This is a genomic window from Nocardia pseudovaccinii, assembly GCF_050942345.1.
In the GTDB taxonomy this organism is placed as follows: domain Bacteria; phylum Actinomycetota; class Actinomycetes; order Mycobacteriales; family Mycobacteriaceae; genus Nocardia; species Nocardia pseudovaccinii.
In genome coordinates, this window is record NZ_CP192074.1 from 3785897 (window position 1) to 3801248 (window position 15352).

Annotated in this window: 15 protein-coding genes; 11 read left to right on the plus strand and 4 right to left on the minus strand. The window is 66.4% G+C overall.

Annotated elements, in window-relative coordinates:
• Positions 1-109: 109 nt before the first annotated feature.
• On the minus strand, positions 110-1681 hold the full coding sequence (locus ACQPZ2_RS17060) for an IS1182 family transposase (RefSeq protein WP_433526439.1): 1572 nt from the start codon (positions 1679-1681) through the stop codon (positions 110-112).
• 249 nt (positions 1682-1930) lie between these two features.
• Here ACQPZ2_RS17060 and yajC point away from each other — a divergent pair, with 249 nt between their 5' ends.
• The 6 genes from yajC to ACQPZ2_RS17090 all read left to right on the plus strand — a co-directional run bounded on the left by yajC (position 1931) and on the right by ACQPZ2_RS17090 (position 8372).
• Positions 1931-2278, plus strand: a complete 348-nt coding sequence (gene yajC, locus ACQPZ2_RS17065) for a preprotein translocase subunit YajC (RefSeq protein ID WP_063043674.1) — start codon at positions 1931-1933, stop codon at positions 2276-2278.
• A gap of 151 nt (positions 2279-2429) precedes the next feature.
• Positions 2430-4172 (plus strand): protein translocase subunit SecD, encoded by a 1743-nt coding sequence (gene secD / locus ACQPZ2_RS17070; protein ID WP_433526440.1) that lies wholly within the window; start codon positions 2430-2432, stop codon positions 4170-4172.
• On the plus strand, positions 4169-5365 hold the full coding sequence (secF, locus tag ACQPZ2_RS17075; protein WP_433526441.1) for a protein translocase subunit SecF: 1197 nt from the start codon (positions 4169-4171) through the stop codon (positions 5363-5365). Before secD ends, secF begins: the two co-directional genes overlap by 4 nt.
• 25 nt (positions 5366-5390) lie before the next feature.
• Positions 5391-7097 carry an ABC transporter substrate-binding protein gene (locus tag ACQPZ2_RS17080; RefSeq protein ID WP_433526442.1) on the plus strand — a complete coding sequence of 569 codons (1707 nt, stop codon included), beginning with the start codon at positions 5391-5393 and terminating at the stop codon, positions 7095-7097.
• A gap of 37 nt (positions 7098-7134) precedes the next feature.
• Entirely contained in the window at positions 7135-7707 is a 573-nt protein-coding gene (locus ACQPZ2_RS17085; RefSeq protein WP_433527446.1) for an adenine phosphoribosyltransferase, read from the plus strand.
• 59 nt (positions 7708-7766) lie between these two features.
• A complete protein-coding gene (locus tag ACQPZ2_RS17090; RefSeq protein ID WP_433526443.1) occupies positions 7767-8372 on the plus strand; it encodes a DUF4291 domain-containing protein in 606 nt (201 codons plus the stop codon).
• A gap of 8 nt (positions 8373-8380) precedes the next feature.
• On the opposite strand, the gene ACQPZ2_RS17095 is transcribed toward ACQPZ2_RS17090, so the two are convergent.
• Positions 8381-8974 (minus strand): dihydrofolate reductase family protein, encoded by a 594-nt coding sequence (locus ACQPZ2_RS17095; RefSeq protein ID WP_433526444.1) that lies wholly within the window; start codon positions 8972-8974, stop codon positions 8381-8383.
• Positions 8975-9204: 230 nt separating this feature from the next.
• Here ACQPZ2_RS17095 and ACQPZ2_RS17100 point away from each other — a divergent pair, with 230 nt between their 5' ends.
• Positions 9205-10785: an ABC-F family ATP-binding cassette domain-containing protein gene (locus tag ACQPZ2_RS17100; RefSeq protein WP_433526445.1), complete on the plus strand. Its 1581-nt coding sequence runs from the start codon at positions 9205-9207 to the stop codon at positions 10783-10785.
• On the opposite strand, the gene ACQPZ2_RS17105 is transcribed toward ACQPZ2_RS17100, so the two are convergent.
• A complete protein-coding gene (locus ACQPZ2_RS17105) occupies positions 10756-11187 on the minus strand; it encodes a nuclear transport factor 2 family protein (RefSeq protein ID WP_433526446.1) in 432 nt (143 codons plus the stop codon). The two genes, ACQPZ2_RS17100 and ACQPZ2_RS17105, sit on opposite strands and share 30 nt — an antisense overlap.
• A gap of 80 nt (positions 11188-11267) precedes the next feature.
• Between ACQPZ2_RS17105 and ACQPZ2_RS17110 the strand changes: the two genes are divergently transcribed.
• The 4 genes from ACQPZ2_RS17110 (at position 11268) to ACQPZ2_RS17125 (ending at position 14891) form a co-directional block, all read left to right on the plus strand.
• Positions 11268-11768, plus strand: a complete 501-nt coding sequence (locus ACQPZ2_RS17110) for a winged helix-turn-helix transcriptional regulator (RefSeq protein ID WP_433526447.1) — start codon at positions 11268-11270, stop codon at positions 11766-11768.
• A gap of 68 nt (positions 11769-11836) precedes the next feature.
• The gene (locus tag ACQPZ2_RS17115) at positions 11837-13102 is read left to right on the plus strand and encodes a hypothetical protein (RefSeq protein ID WP_433526448.1); all 1266 of its coding nucleotides are present in this window, start codon (positions 11837-11839) and stop codon (positions 13100-13102) included.
• Between the two features lie 79 nt (positions 13103-13181).
• Positions 13182-14453, plus strand: a complete 1272-nt coding sequence (locus ACQPZ2_RS17120) for a hypothetical protein (RefSeq protein ID WP_433526449.1) — start codon at positions 13182-13184, stop codon at positions 14451-14453.
• A gap of 72 nt (positions 14454-14525) precedes the next feature.
• Positions 14526-14891, plus strand: coding sequence for a DUF4345 domain-containing protein (locus ACQPZ2_RS17125; RefSeq protein WP_433526450.1), 366 nt, complete (start codon positions 14526-14528; stop codon positions 14889-14891).
• 92 nt (positions 14892-14983) lie between these two features.
• Here ACQPZ2_RS17125 and ACQPZ2_RS17130 read toward each other — a convergent pair whose 3' ends face one another.
• Positions 14984-15145 (minus strand): hypothetical protein, encoded by a 162-nt coding sequence (locus tag ACQPZ2_RS17130; RefSeq protein WP_433526451.1) that lies wholly within the window; start codon positions 15143-15145, stop codon positions 14984-14986.
• Between the last annotated feature and the right edge of the window lie 207 nt (positions 15146-15352).

Here is a 15352-nt window from a genome sequence, read left to right on the forward strand (position 1 = left end):
TTCGATTTTGGTTGGTTGTTGGATTCGGCGCGGTCGGTGGTGCGCTGGTGGCGGGGTGGGGTTGGCCTCGACTGGTCGGAGGCTGCGGGTCGAGCTCGGTCTGGGTTGGTCAGGCGATTGCCCAGGTGTTGTCGATGCGGTCGAGGCCGAGGTTGAGCAGCCGCCGCAGGTTCAGGGCGGCGATGCGAGTGTGCAGCCATTGGTTGTTGGCGGCGATGCCGCGGTAGCGCAGTTTGCGGCAGCGTCCTTTGGGGCCGATGAGCCAGGAGATCGAGCGTTCCACCATGGGGCGGTGTTTGCGGTAGGCGGCGACGAGGTCGGGGTCTTCGCGCCAGTTTTGGCGTGCTCGCCGCAGCAGGTTGTCGTGCTGGTGCAGGTTCAGGGTGCGCCCGTCTTTGCTGGTCGTGCATCGCCTGCGCAGCGGGCAGTCTCGACAGGCCACCCCGAAGACGACCCTGTGTTTGGCGGTGATCGAGCGGGTGACGCCGTTCGGGCAGGTCGCGGTGCGGGCGTGGTGGTCGACGGTGAAGTCGTCGAGGGTGAACCCGCCTTTGACGGCCGAGCGCAAGGGGAACGGTTTGATGATCGCGGTGTGACCGCGTCCGGCCAGCTCGGCGCGCATGTCTGCGCTACCATAAGCGGTGTCGCCCAACACATCTCGCGAACCGTCCTCGCTGGAGAGCAGATCCAGGCCGACGACCGATTCGTGGTTGTCGCTGCCGTTTCCCTTGGACAGCCGACCGTCGGTGAACAGCCCCGTGTCGGGTTCGACCGCGACGTGGGCTTTGTAACCGTCCTGGCGTTTGTGCACGGTTTTGTGGATGTGGCGGGCGTCGGGATCAACGACCGAGATCACGCGATCGGTGGCGACCTTGCGGGCGATGCGCCAGCGTCCGTCGGTGCCGTCGGAGCCCTCGGCGGGTTCGACGTCTTGGCCGGCGATCAGCGCCAGCAACGCCAACGCTTGGGCCGCCTTGTCGCGGGCGTCGTCGTCGAATTCCTTGTCCGCCAACGCATTAACGACCACAATCGCGTCGTTGACCAGCGCCGACACCAACGCTTCCCGTGCCGTTGCGTCGTCCCAGGCGATCACCGGTTTGCCGGGATCGTCGTAGTCGTGGGCATCGCAGTCGGCGGCGATTACCGCTGCCGCGCCGGGTACTTCACGACGCACCCGACGGATCGCGGCGATCAACTGGGTCACCGTGTCCTGGGTGGCGACCGCGTCGTCGAGTACCACCGAATCCAACGCCCGTCGTGTCTTTCCTTTCAGCACACCGGTTTCGGCGACCACCGCGCGGACCGCGTCGAAGATCCGGTTCGGATTGCTCGACTTCGCCAACCGTCGCCGCCAGTAGGTCAACGTCGACGGATCGAACCCCTCATCGTCCAACGCCAACCCGCAGGCGACCTTCCACCGCAGGTCACACCGCAACGCCTGCACCGTTTCCCGATCCGACAAATCATGCAGGGCCTGCAGCAACAGCACCGACGCCGCGACCTCGCACGCCAGACTCGGCCTGCCGGTCCTGCTCGGGAACAGGTCCTCGAACATTCCAGCCGGGAAAACCTCCCGGCGATGCTCGGCCAGGAACGCGAACACACTGCCCGCCGGCACCAGATGCCCCACCAGTGCCGCGGCATCCATCAACTGCGGATCCGACCCACCCTCACCTTGCACCCCACCATCCTCGTCGACCCGGCCCTCCGGGCCGGGTCAACACACCGAGTTATTCAGCAGTCTCCTAGAACGCCAGGCTGCGCAGCCCCGCGACCATCGCTCGGTCGCGGGGCTCGTGCTGTCCCGGAGCGGCTCCGGCTCCGGATTCCGGGACTCGAGGGTGTGCCGGTGTGGTGGTGACGACATGAGCTGGCAGACTGTTGGGGTAATAGCCCATTCCCACCCACAGACTAGGGACTGACTTCGACGATGGAACTTCTGTTTCCGCTCCTACTGGTAGCCCTGCTCGTGCCCATGTTCCTCGGTGTTCGCCGCCAGAAGCGCGAGGCCGAGAAGGTCACGTCCATGCAGGAAAGCCTGAAGGTCGGCGATCAGGTCACCACCACGTCGGGTCTGTACGGAACCGTGGTCGATCTCGACGACACCACGGTCGATCTCGAGATCGCCGAGGACGTCGTCACCACGTGGTTGCGTCAGGCCATCCGCGATGTGCGCACCGAGGACGAGACCACGGATGAGACCGTGACCGACGAGACCGAAGCCGGTCCCGTCGAGGAGTCCGCGGAGCAGACCGAGACCCGGCTGACCAAGGACTGATCGGTCCTATCGGCTCCCGTAGCGATTGCTTGCAGGTCGCTCGAAAGGGCCAGCCCGCGTGCTGCAGATCGCCGCGGGCCATCCGTCCGGGTGCCCGGCCGTGCGCGCCCGCCTGTTCCACCCTCGACTTCCGCCTAGGAGATGACGAACTGTGCCACCTTCCCAGGGATCGGCGCATCCGCTCCGGCTGCTCGGCGTCTACGCCGTGCTGCTGGCCGTGATCTATGCGCTGGTGTTCTTCACCGGTGACCATTCCCCGACCCCCAAGCTCGGCATCGACCTGCAGGGTGGTACTCGCGTCACACTGACCGCGCGCACCCCCGACGGCAGCAAGCCCAACCAGGACAGCCTGCGCCGGGCGCAGACGATCATCGAGAACCGCGTCAACGGTCTCGGTGTCTCGGGCTCCGAGGTCGTCATCGACGGCGACAACCTGGTGATCACGGTTCCGGGTGACGACGGTGGCCAGGCCAAGGCGCTGGCGACGACCGCCAAGCTCTACATCCGTCCGGTGCTGTCGGCGGTGCCCGCGGTCGGCGGTAAGGCCACGCCACAGACAGGTACCGCGGGGACGGCGGGGACGGCGACGCCGGGCACTGCGCCGGACACCACCCAGCTCAACCCCGATGGCACTGTGCCGACCCAGCCCGCGCCCACCACCGAGGCGGCGCCGACCACGGAGTCCGCGCCCGCGGCGGAGTCGACCCCGCAGCCGCGCGTCTTCCCCGCGCAGGCCCCGACCTCGCCGCCGACCCCGCCGGGCGGCCTGACGCCGCAGGAGCAGGCGAAGAAGGAGATCGCGGACGCCAAGGCGATCAGGCAGAGCACCGATCCCACGGTGCAGCAGGCCGCTATGGCCGCGATGGATTGCACCAAGTCCGACCCGCTGGCCGGTAACGACGATCCGAATCTGCCGCTGGTCACCTGCTCCACCGACGGCAAGGAAATCTTGCTGCTGGACAAGAGCCGCATCGACGGCCAGGAGATCAAGGACGCCACCTCCGGACTCAACCAGCAGCAGGCGCGCCACGAGGTGAACCTCGAATTCAAATCCGGTGGTAGCGATGCGTGGGCCTCGCTGACCGGTGAGTACATCAACAAGCGGGTAGCGTTCGTACTCGACTCGAAGGTGGTCAGCGCGCCGGTCGTGCAGTCGGGTCCGCAGCAGGGCGGTCGGACCACCATCTCCGGTAGCTTCACCGCCGCCAGCGCCAAGGAACTCGCGAACACCCTGAAGTACGGTTCGCTGCCGCTGTCGTTCCAGACCTCCGAGGCCGAGACTGTTTCGGCGACGCTGGGGCTGTCCTCGCTGCGCGCGGGCCTGCTCGCGGGTGCGATCGGTCTCGCGGTGGTGCTGCTGTACTGTTTGCTCTACTACCGGATGCTGGGCTTCCTCGCGGGATTCTCGCTGATCGCCTCTGGTGTGGCGGTATACGGCATCATCGTGCTGCTCGGCCGGTGGATCGGATTCACGCTGGACCTTGCCGGTATCGCCGGTCTGATCATCGGTATCGGTCTGACCGCCGACTCCTTCGTGGTGTTCTTCGAACGCATCAAGGATGAAATGCGGGAGGGGCGCAGCTTCCGTTCGGCGGTGCCGCGCGGTTGGCAGCGGGCCCAGCGCACCAACCTCTCCGGTAAGACCGTCAGCCTCATCGCCTCGGTGGTGCTGTACATCCTGGCCGCCGGTCAGGTGAAGGGCTTCGCGTTCACCCTCGGTATCACCACCGTCCTGGACGTCATCGTGCTGTACCTGGTGACCGCCCCGCTGATGATGCTGGCCTCACACTCGTCGTTCTGGGCGAAGCCGTCGGTCAACGGGCTCGGTGCGATTCAGGAAGTGGCCAGGGAGCGTAGGGCCGGCGAGGCGCTGGTTAAGGAGACGGCACGATGACGAACTCGACTCTGGAGCCGTTTGCCGACGAGGTGAACGATTTCGAGACGCCCAAGCACAGCATCTTCGAGCGCCTCTACACCGGTACCGGCGGATTCAAGATCGTCAGCCGGCGGCGTTTCTACTACGCGCTGACCGCGGCCTTCGTGCTGATCTCGTTGCTGAGCATCGGAATTCGCGGATTCACCCTCGGCATCGACTTCGCGGGCGGTTCGCGCATTCAGTTGCCCGCGGCGGGCACGGCCACCACGCAGAAGGTCGAGGACATCTACTCCCAGACCATCGGCCACGCCCCGGTGACGGTGCAGAAGGTGGGATCCGGTTCGGCGGAGACCATTCAGGTCCGCTCGGACACGTTGAGCGTCACCCAGACCGACGCGCTGCAGACCGCGCTGTTCAATGCCTTCCAGCCGAAGGACAAGGACGGCAACGTCTCGCGCAATGCGATCAGCATTGCCGAGATCAGCGAGACGTGGGGTAGCCAGATCACCAAGAAGGCCTTGATCGCGCTGGTCGTGTTCATCGCGCTCACCATGGTCTATATCGCGATCCGCTTCGAACGGGATATGTCGATCGCGGCGATCGCCTCGCTGTTCTTCAACATGATCGTCACGGCGGGCATCTACTCGCTGGTCGGCTTCGAGGTGACCCCGGCCGCGGTGATCGGTCTGCTGACCATCCTCGGTTACGTGCTCTACGACAATGTCGTCGTCTTCGACAAGGTCGAGGAGAACACCCGCGGTGTGGTCAATACCACCCGGCGCACCTATGCCGAACAGGCGAATCTCGCGGCGAACCAGACCTTGATGCGGTCGATCAACACCACGGTCATCGGCATCCTGCCGATTGTCGGCATGCTGGTGATCGCGGTGTGGCTGCTCGGCGTCGGCACGCTGAAGGATCTGGCGCTGGTGCAGCTTGTCGGCATGATCGTCGGCGCGTATTCGTCGATCTTCTTCGCGGTGCCGCTGCTGGTGTCGATCAAGGAGCGGTGGGGTCCGGTCGCGGCGCACACCAAGAAGGTGCTCAACAAGCGGGCCGGACTTGCGTCGGCGCGTGCGGGAGCCGAGGCGGAGCGACGCGCGGTCGCGGCGACCGGCCGGGAGCTGGGTGCGCGTCCCGTGCGGGAACCGGGACAGGCTCCGCGTCCGGGCGCACGGCCGAGCGGAAAGCGGAACAAGCGCAGGCACTGACAGCCGACGGCAGGGGTTTGCATATATGAAGCAGTCGCTAGGGGCACGTCTGATCGGAGCGGTGGCTGCGGGCACCGTGGCAGCCACGGTGATGGCCGGGTGCTCCAGCCAGAACCAGGTGCCCTCCATCGGCTATGCCGTCGACGCCGTGATCGCCACCTACAACGGTGGCACCACGCTCGGTGCGGGCACCGGCTCGGATGCGGTGTTCGCGCGGGTGCTGACCGGGTTCTTCTACACCGGACCGGACGGTCAGCAGGTCGCGGACACCGATGTCGGCACCGCGAAAGAGGTGCCGGGCGAGGCGCAGACGGTGCAGTACCGGCTCAATGCGGACGGGGTGTACTCCGACGGGGTGCCGACGTCATGTGACGATCTGGTGCTCGCCTGGGCCGCGCGCAGCGGCCGCTACACCAAGCCCGGTGACCGCGGCCAGGTTCCGCTGTTCGATGCCGCGAGCACCGCCGGATACGCCGATATCGAACGGGTGGACTGTCAGCCGGGATCCAAGGACGCCACCGTCGTGTTCCGCGCCGACCACCACTACCTGCCGTGGCGCAGCCTGTTCACCGCGGGTGAGTTGATGCCCGCGCATGTCGCCGCTCGGGTGGCGAATGTGCCGAACGTGGTGACGGCCGTGCAGTCCGGTGATCAGGCCTCGTTGCAGCGGATCGCCGACTTCTGGAACAACGGGTGGGCGATCGGCGCGGACAAGGTGGATCTCTCACGGTTCCCGTCGTCGGGGCCGTATCGGATCGATTCCTACTCCGCCAAAGACGGTCTTGTGCTGGTCGCGAACGAGCGCTGGTGGGGCAATAAGCCCGAGACCGGGCGGATCGTCGTGTATCCGAAGACGGCCGATCTGAAGGCAAAGGTCGGCGACAATGCGGTCGGGGTCATCGATATCGGCGCGGGATCGGTGAAAGACATCAATCTGGGCGGGTTTTCGGTGCGGACCGTGCCCGGGCGCGGTGCCGAGCAGTTGGTGCTCGCTACTTCGGGAGTGTTCGCCTCGGCCGAGGCGCGGCGCGGTTTCGCGTTTTGTGTGCCGCGCCAGGACCTGTTCGACAAGCTCGGCAAGGCCAAGGATGCGCCGAAGACCGGGCTCGGTACGGCGGTGCTGAATTCTCGTATCACACAGCAGGATTCGCTGTACTACCCGAACGTGATCGGCGCGGCCGACAAGTACCGCGGCGGTGATGCGACCGCGGCGGCCGCGAGCGCCGGTGCGGCCAAGCCGACCATCCGGATCGGATATGTGAAGCCGGACGATCGGCGCGCGCAGACCGTGCAGATGATCGCCGACGCATGCAAACCGGCCGGTATCAATGTGGTGGATGCCGGCTCCGCCGATTTCACGCCATCTCAGCTCACCGAGGGCAAAGTCGACGCCGTCCTCGGCAGCACCGCATCGGCCCCGGGTCCGGCCGGATCCGCGACCGGTGTGGCCGCTACCAGCGCGTTGCGCACCGGTAGCGGGCTCAATTTCGGTCGGTTCGGTAACGGCCGCTACGATTCGATCACCGATCAGCTTGCGGGCGACGACAACTCGACCACAACGCTGAATCTGCGCACCGAGGCCGAGAACCTGTTGTGGGCGGAGATGCCGAGCATTCCATTGTTCGTCACACCCCGCACCATCGCGTTCGGCAACGGTTTGCAGAACGGCATAGCCGGGCCCACCCAGGCGGGCACCGGCTGGAACATGGACCGCTGGGTGTTGAAGCGGTGACAGGTGTTGGTGGGTGAGTAACCATGGAGAGGTGTCGATGAGCAAGCATGCGGCGGTGGAATCGGACGACGTCCTAGCCGAGCGGACAGGTAAGGCGGCCGAACTGGTCGAACGCCTGACCCGCTGGCGCGACGATTTCCCCTCTCCCGGCATTCGCTTCGCCGATCTCACGCCGGTCTTTGCCGATCCGGAGGGTTTCCGGGCCGTCATCGACTGCCTCGCGGCGTGCGCGCCCGATGCCGACCTGGTTGCGGGCGTAGACGCGCGCGGATTCATCATCGGTGCCGGCGTTGCCGCGACGCTGGGAACCGGTGTCATGGCGGTGCGCAAGGCTGGAAAGTTGCCGCCGCCGGTCATCTCGCGTGAGTACAGCCTCGAGTACGGCACCGCATCGCTCGAGATTCCGGCCGACGGAGTCGAGCTGAAGGGGCGGCGCATTCTGCTGCTCGACGATGTGCTGGCCACGGGCGGCACATTGGCTGCCGCCGCGGATCTGTTCAGGGCCGCCGGTGCCGAAATTATCGCGGCCGCAGTGGTGCTGGAGTTGAGCTTCCTCAATGGCCGGGATCGCCAGGGCGATTACCCGTTGACCTCGGTGGTTCGGGTCTAGGTCGTTCGGCCGGGTTCGCCGGGTTTGCCTGCTCGGATTCGAGCTGCGAGGATCGCGGGGTGGATGTTTCCGCGCCGCCGCGGCAGATTCGGGCTTCCTACGACGACTCGACAGTAGTTGTCTATCAAGCGTATTCGCCGGAGATTGCCGAACCCGCCCTGGCCGCGGGGACTTTCGTGAGTCCGTTCAAGCGGGAGCGGATGACGTGGATCAAACCGTCGTTCCTGTGGATGATGTATCGCTGCGGGTGGGCCCGCAAGCCCGGGCAGGAGCGGGTGCTCGCGATCACCATGACGCGCACCGGATTCGAATGGGCACTGGCGCGAGCCTGCCTGAGTCACTATGTGCCGGAGCTGTATTCGGATCGCCGTGCGTGGACGCAGCGATTGCGGACGAGTCCGGTTCGGATCCAATGGGATCCGGAACGCGATCTGTATCACCGCCCGCTGAACCATCGGTCGCTGCAGGTCGGTCTCGGTGGGGAGGCCGTCGATGCGTATGTGGATGCCTGGATCACCGAGATTCGAGATGTAACCGATCAGGCGCGGCGAATCCACGAACTGGTGATCGCCGGGCAGTTGTCCGCAGCTGGTGATGCGCTTCCAGTTGAGCGGCCGTATCCGCTGTCGACGGAGATCTCGGCGGTGATCGGGACCGGCGGGTAGTTCGGCGTTCAGTGTTTGCGGACCGGGTAGTCGAGGTGGGTTACTCGGTCGCCCTGGACGATTCGGGGGTTTTCCAGGAGGAGGGGGGACTGGATGATGTCGCCGAAGAAGCGGATGCCGGTGCCGAAGAGCACGGGGACCAGGGCGACGGCGACTTCGTCGACGAGGTCGGCGTTGAGGGCCTGGGTGCCGATTTCGCCTGCGGTGATGGAGATGTCGCGGTCGCTGGCGAAGGCCTTCGCTCGGTTGACGGCGCTCTCCACCCCGTCGGTGACGAAGATGAAGGGGGCATCGGGGAAGGGCCAGTCGGTGGGTGGGGTGTGGGTCACCACGAAGACCGCGTCCCCAGCGGCGGGACGGCCGTTCCAGCCGTTGGTGAGGTCGAAGAGGCGGCGGCCGATGACGGACGCGCCGATGCGCGGCCAGGATTCGGTGACGTAGTTCGCGCTGGCTGCGGTGACCTGGAACAGGCGTTCCGGATCGCCTGGCGCGACTTCGATATCGCCGTTGCCGTACCAGTCGAACAGCGGTCCGACCTCGTCGGTGGGGTCGGCGATGAAGCCGTCCAGCGACATGGTGGCCGCCATGATTACCTTGCCCATGATGGTGCTCCTCTATCTCGGTGTGGCGCTGTCACCCATAGGTCGGAGCCGCCGCGGCGTTGCGGACACAGAATGTGATCCGAATATCAGTGGCGCAACATCCGCGGATGTGTTTAATCTAGACGGGTCTTATCCCCGTTGATCGGAGTCATGTCGTTGCTCTCATGAGGTAGCCACTCGGGCGGCCCGCATCCTGTGCGCCGCATTCCCGCGCAACCTCTGGGGTCCACATGACCAATCTGTCTCTTTCCGATCTCACTTTCTCCTGGGCCGATGGCACCCCCGTCTTCGACGGTCTGGACGCGGTGCTCGGACCGGGCCATTTCGGCCTGGTCGGCGGCAACGGTGCGGGCAAGTCCACTCTGCTGCGGCTGATCGCGGGTGAGCTGGCCCCGGCGCGCGGTTCGATCTCGCTCACCGGGCGGCTGGGCTACCTGCGCCAGGATCTCGGACTCGGCGACGGTCAGCGCGTCGACGCGGTGCTGGGTATCGCCGAGACGCGAAAGGCATTGCACCGCATCGAATCCGGCATCGGCGACGAGTCCGATTTCGATATCGTCGGCGCGCAGTGGGATGTCGAGGAGAGTGCCATCGCGCTGCTCGGCCGACTGGGCCTGCACTATCTCGCCGACTCGACCGAACAGCTGGACCGCCGCCTCGAAACCCTCTCCGGCGGCGAGACGGTGCTGCTCGGCCTGGTCGCCGAGCTGCTGCGCGATCCGGACGTGCTGTTGCTCGACGAGCCGACCAACAACCTGGATCACGTTGCCCGCCAACGCCTCTACGAGGTCGTCGCCCAGTTCTCCGGCACCGTCCTCACGGTCAGCCACGACCGCGAGCTGCTGGAGCGGATGTCCACCATCGCCGAACTGCGTCAGGGTGAATTGCGTTTGTTCGGCGGCAATTTCAGCGAATACGAGCGGATCGTCGAAGCGGAGCAGGAAGTGGCGCGCGCGGCGATCCGGGACGCGCGCAGTGATGTTCGCAAACAAGCACGCGAACTGGTCGAGACCCGGATCAAACTCGATCGCCGAGCCCGCTACGGGCAGAAGATGTTCGAGAACAAGCGGGAGCCGAAGATCGTCATGGGCGCACGCAAACGCGCAGCGCAGGTGTCGGCGGGCAAGCTGCGCAATAACCACATCGAAAAGCTGGACACCGCGAAGGAGCAGCTGCAGCAGGCCGAGGACCTGTTGCGCGACGACCGGCAGATCCGGATCGACCTGCCGGACACCCGGCTCTACCCGGGCCAGGACGTCATCGATCTCGAGGAGGTGGAATTGGCATGCGGTCCGACCGTGACATTACGGGTCTCCGGTCCGGAGCGGATCGCACTGACCGGCCGCAACGGCGCGGGCAAAACCACACTGCTGCACCGCGTCGCCGCCGAACCGCCGCAAGTGCCGTGGCGCATACTGCCGCAGCGCCTCGACATCTTCGACGAACAGCGGACGGTCTTCGAGAATGTCGCCGCGACCGCACCGCATGCCGCCGCCGAACAGATCCGAGCCCAACTGGCCCGCTTCCTGTTCCGCGGCGCCGATGCCGATGTCGCGGCGGCGGCACTGTCCGGCGGTGAACGCCTGCGCGCTGCCCTGGCCATGCTCCTGCTCGCCGACCCGGCCCCGAAGCTCCTGCTGCTCGACGAGCCAACCAATAACCTCGACCTGCCCAGCCTCGACCACCTCACCCAGGCCCTGGCCAACTACGAGGGCGCACTGGTCGTCGTCAGCCACGACGCCCGTTTCCTCGACGATATCGGGGTGACCCGACGACTCGAGCTAACCAGTGAGGGGCTGGTCGAAACGTGACAGCGCGCGCCGCATGACGCCCGGATGACGAAGTAGGCGCGGCGCCAGCTTCACCGCCAGCAGGGTCAGCGGGAGCCAGGGCCGCAGGTGCGGTTCGAGGCGGCGGATGCGGCCGTCGGCGGCCAATTCGAGGATCATGGCCTCGGTCATCCGGAACGGTCCGACCGCGGCCTCGGCGAGCAGAACTCGGCGCGCGCCCTCGCCGATGTGCTCGGTCCAGCGCAGCCGGCCGAGGCTGCCGTACGCCGCGGCGAGCAGGATGCGCAGATCTTGGTGACCGCGGAAGACCAACCTGCCGGAGACCGGAGAGGTCAGCGCGGCATCGGGTGCGAGTGTCGTCATCAGCGCATCGAAATCGCTGGCCTCCGTAGCCTCGCGAAACCGCGCCACAGCATCGGACATGTCTCGATCACCCCTTCACAGTTGGTTGTTTCGCAACATAACGGAGTCACTTGCAAAAAGCAATGGACTAGGATGGGCGGGTGCCCAAAGCTGCCATGTCCGACATTGTGTGCTCGATCGCGCGAACGCTCGACGTGGTCGGGGAGCGGTGGACGCCGCTGATCCTGCGCGACCTGTTCGTCGGGGTGAACCGGTTCGAGGACATCCGCCGCGACCTCGGCATCGCCTCCAATGTCCTGACCGCGCGTCTGGATGCGTTGCGGCAGTACGGGATCGTCGAAGCCAGGGCCTATCGGTCGAATCCGGTGCGCCACGAATATGTGCTCACCGAGCAGGGGCGTGATCTGTATCCGGTGCTCACCATGCTCATCACATGGGGTGATAAGTGGCTCGCCGGGCCCGCCGGGCCACCCGCGCTGGTCGTGCATCGCGATTGCGGACATCCCACTTCCGGGGTGGTGGTCTGCCGGGACTGCGGCGGGCCGCTCACCGCCGACAATGTGGACTGGCGGCATGGTCCCGGCGCGCGGCGCGGACCGGGAACCATGCTGATCGGCGATCATCTCGAACCGGCGCCCTAGGTCTGTCGGGTAACGCAAGTGTTTCGCTCGAGTTGATCGACGTGCTCGCCTGCAGCATGATCAATCCGATGGATCCGGTGTTGCGGGCGATAGCCGATGTCGATTGGGCCGAGCTGGAACATGCTTACGGCCCGGCGGCGGATGCTCCGGCGCACCTGCGGGCGCTGATGGACGGTGATGTCGAGTCCTGCGTCGACGCGGTCGGCTATCTCGACGCCGCGATATTGCATCAGGGCAGTGTGTACTCCGCGACCGCGCCGTTCGTCGCGATCGTGGCCGAACTGCTGGCGCGTCCGCATACCGAGATGAAGGTCGAGGACATACTGCCGTGGGATCCGGGTCCGCGGTCGTTGCGCGTCGCGCTGCTGGACTATCTCGAGGTCTTCGCGCAGGGGTGTTGTTCGGGGATCTCCGATGAGCAGTTGTATGCCGAGGCCTATCCATCCGGCCGTACCGAAGAGGATCTGCAGCGCGTCAAGGCGAATCGGCGCGCCGGGCTACTGGAATTGGGGCCCGATCCAGCGAATGCCCTTCTGGTGGAACATGTTCCGACGCCACCGGGCTTGCTGGCCGCCATCGACGACCACGAATTCCGCGCGGCGATGCGGGCAAGAGACGAGATCGCCTGTCGCGCGGTCATTCCCGGTGTGCTCGAGGCGGTCGAACCCCTGATCGATGATCCGGATGTGACGGTGCGCATGGCCGCGCTGCGCGCGATGATCGAACTCACCACGCATCCGGCCCATGCCGAGAAGCGGGCCGCGGTGCTGCAGCGGCTCGACGAGATCGCGCCGACCATGTCGGACCCGGTCGAACGCGCCACTGCCGCACGGATTTCCGGCCTCAATGGCGGCCGTCCGGAGCAATTGCTCGCCGACGCCCATCCCGGTGTGCGCACCTGCGCCGCCCTCGCGCCCGCATTCGCCGCCGAACAGCATGCCACCGACGAACTGCTTGCCGCGCTGGAGCATCCGGAGGTCATCGACCGGTGGTTCGATCGCCATCTGCCCGGACAGGACGGCTGGCTGCGCCACGATGTCATCCGCGAACTCGTCAGCCGGGTCGATGATTTCGAGACCCTGCTGCCCGCCGCGATCGAAGCCGCGTGGGCGGCGAATCCGAGCACCGTGCACTACGACTGTATTTCCTTCCTGCACAGAGCCTTTCCGGATACCATCGGCGCCGGATCGGAGCTGTCCGCCGCCCAGCTGTCGTTCCTCGCGGTCCTGGTGGAGATCGATGATCTGTGGCAGCTCGGTCAACTCGAACGCTGGCTCGATACCGCGGGCCTGCCCGGCGGGCGGGACGGCTGCCGACGGCTCGTGGAGCAGTAGCCGCTCGGTCCCACGTCCGCAGAGTGGGTGTAGGGTCCTGACTTTCGCCGCCGGAACGCGGACACGAGGATGTGTATCCATGGGAATCGAGTTGCACGCGGCGGGGGTATGCCGCGCGCCCACCGCGGACTTCCTCGAACAGGTGGGGGAGTGGCTGCTGACCGGCCCCGCCGGTGCGCGGGTCGGCTGGACCGCGACATCCGCGCCGCTGCGGAAATCGGTGGAGGTCTCCGGAGATCGCCTGCTGGCCGTGCTGCATCCGGCGGCCGAACCGGTCGATCTGCGTGCGGCGCACGGGCAGGTGGTGGTGAGCGCGGGTTGTGCGTCGGCCGGGCCGGGCTATCACCGGCACGTTGCGGCGGTGCTGCACGAAATGGGTCGGCGATTCGACATCGTGTGGGACGAGGGGACCGAGGATCCGCTCGGATTGGGCGATGACCGCGCCGAGGTCGAGCGCGATTATCTGGTATGGATCCGCAGTCTCGCGGAGACGGTCCTGACCGAAGTGCCTGCCGAGGGTGCCTGGGTTTCGATCGGATTGTCGCTCGGCAGTGACCGTTTCGACTACGACGGGCTGGCCGCGAGCTGGTTGGGGCCGCGCGATCGCGACTGGTTCCAGGCTGTCCGAGATGGCGACGAGGTGGCCGCGCGCGCGTTCTTCCCCTGGTGGGAGGACGGTTGGACCGCGCCGACGATTCGCAATACCGCGATGGGCATCATGTGGAACGACGTGCGTTGGCGGGCACCTTCGGACGCCGACGACACGCCCGCACTGCACCAGGCCGATGCCTTGCTCGCCGAGGCGCACCGGCTCGACGCGGCGCTGGAGCTGCCGTGGGCGGCCTGGCACGAATTACGGCTGCTGCTCGGGGATTCGGCCGCCACCGCGCCGGGTGCGCCCACCGATCTGCCAGCGCGGGCCGTCGCGGCGGACCAGGTGCCGCTCGGCTACCGCCGCCGCCCGGTGCACACCACACCGGTGTCGGGGTGGAGCCTGCGCATTCCCGGCGATTTCACCTACGGCTGGGATGGCGATCGGTGGTGGGCCTGGGACGGCATCCGCCAGATCGAGATCACCATCCTGCGCGTCGGCGACCCGAAAACCGGGCCGCCACCGGCGGCGATGCTGCAATACGGTGCCAACGCGACCGCAGGTCATCGCGGCGAACCGGTCAGCGGCGGTCCCGGTGACGGATGGTGGTTGCCCTCGGAGGACGGTGCGGAGGTCGGCGTGCAGGGGATCGCCAGTCGTCGCAATGGTGAGTTGCTGCTTGTCACGATCAGTGTTCCCGGGGCGCAACTCGATTGGGCGATCGAGGCCTGGCGCTCGCTGCAGTACAACGGCGACTGACCGCACGTTTGTGGAAGCGGGTGCCCGCTCCGGTCGAGCATGCTGGCCTTGCGACTCGAACAGGAGGTTCCCTTGGCAACCGTCGTCAACACCGTCGTGGGCGTGTTCTTCCTCGCGATGGGTGTCTATGCCCTCGCGGCGCCCGCGGCATTGACCCGCCCCTTCGGGATTCGTCTCGAGCAACCGGAGGCGCGCTATGAGATCCGCGCCGTCTACGGCGGATTCGGTCTGGCGATGGCGGCAATGCTGGCAGTCGCGGCAACCCACGACGGAGCCCTGCGCACCGGAATCATGATCACCATCGGAGTCGCACTCGGCGGAATGGCATTCGGCCGCATCGTATCCGCGGTATTCGATGCCCGCGTCGCCTTCTACCCCAACTGGTTCTACTGCATTGTCGAGACGGTTGCCGCAGTGGCCCTGGTGTCGGCCTCCTGAGCCGATCGCGGGACCAGCTGTTGGTCCCATATCCGGTCAGCGTCACGTCCCGTCGTCCTCCGTTGCCTGGACCGGCGGAAACAGGATCGGGCTCAGCAAGTGCAGGAGCCCTCGTCGTTGATGGCACCGTCGGCCTGCCGCGGCTGTGCGAGCCCCCAGTCGTCGATGCGGATCGGATCTTCGTGCTCAGGTACAAGCAGGATCGCGTCACGGGTCGTGGCCGCCGAACCGTCGGTGGCAAGTCCGATCGTCATGGTCGGTGATGCCTCGTCGATGCACTGGGCCGCGGTGCGGGTAACCGCGTTATCTCCCGACGTCGGAGCCCGCTGGTGGTGCCGCCGCGCAGGCCGCGATCGAGGCCATCGTTCGGCAGGCGCAGTTGTTCGACCTGGGGAAACCGATGTTCATCCTGCAGTGTGGGCGGGACTATCAGGTCACCGGCGATGACGATTTGTCGCTGT

Coding starts and splice junctions, on each gene's coding strand:
- ACQPZ2_RS17095 (WP_433526444.1), bottom strand. CDS start 8,974: ATGGGCAAGGTAATCATGGCGGCCACCATGTCGCTGGACGGCTTCATC.
- ACQPZ2_RS17085 (WP_433527446.1), top strand. CDS start 7,135: ATGAGCAAGCATGCGGCGGTGGAATCGGACGACGTCCTAGCCGAGCGG.
- ACQPZ2_RS17120 (WP_433526449.1), top strand. CDS start 13,182: ATGGGAATCGAGTTGCACGCGGCGGGGGTATGCCGCGCGCCCACCGCG.
- ACQPZ2_RS17130 (WP_433526451.1), bottom strand. CDS start 15,145: ATGACGATCGGACTTGCCACCGACGGTTCGGCGGCCACGACCCGTGAC.
- ACQPZ2_RS17080 (WP_433526442.1), top strand. CDS start 5,391: ATGAAGCAGTCGCTAGGGGCACGTCTGATCGGAGCGGTGGCTGCGGGC.
- ACQPZ2_RS17100 (WP_433526445.1), top strand. CDS start 9,205: ATGACCAATCTGTCTCTTTCCGATCTCACTTTCTCCTGGGCCGATGGC.
- secF (WP_433526441.1), top strand. CDS start 4,169: ATGACGAACTCGACTCTGGAGCCGTTTGCCGACGAGGTGAACGATTTC.
- yajC (WP_063043674.1), top strand. CDS start 1,931: ATGGAACTTCTGTTTCCGCTCCTACTGGTAGCCCTGCTCGTGCCCATG.
- ACQPZ2_RS17105 (WP_433526446.1), bottom strand. CDS start 11,187: ATGTCCGATGCTGTGGCGCGGTTTCGCGAGGCTACGGAGGCCAGCGAT.
- ACQPZ2_RS17115 (WP_433526448.1), top strand. CDS start 11,837: ATGGATCCGGTGTTGCGGGCGATAGCCGATGTCGATTGGGCCGAGCTG.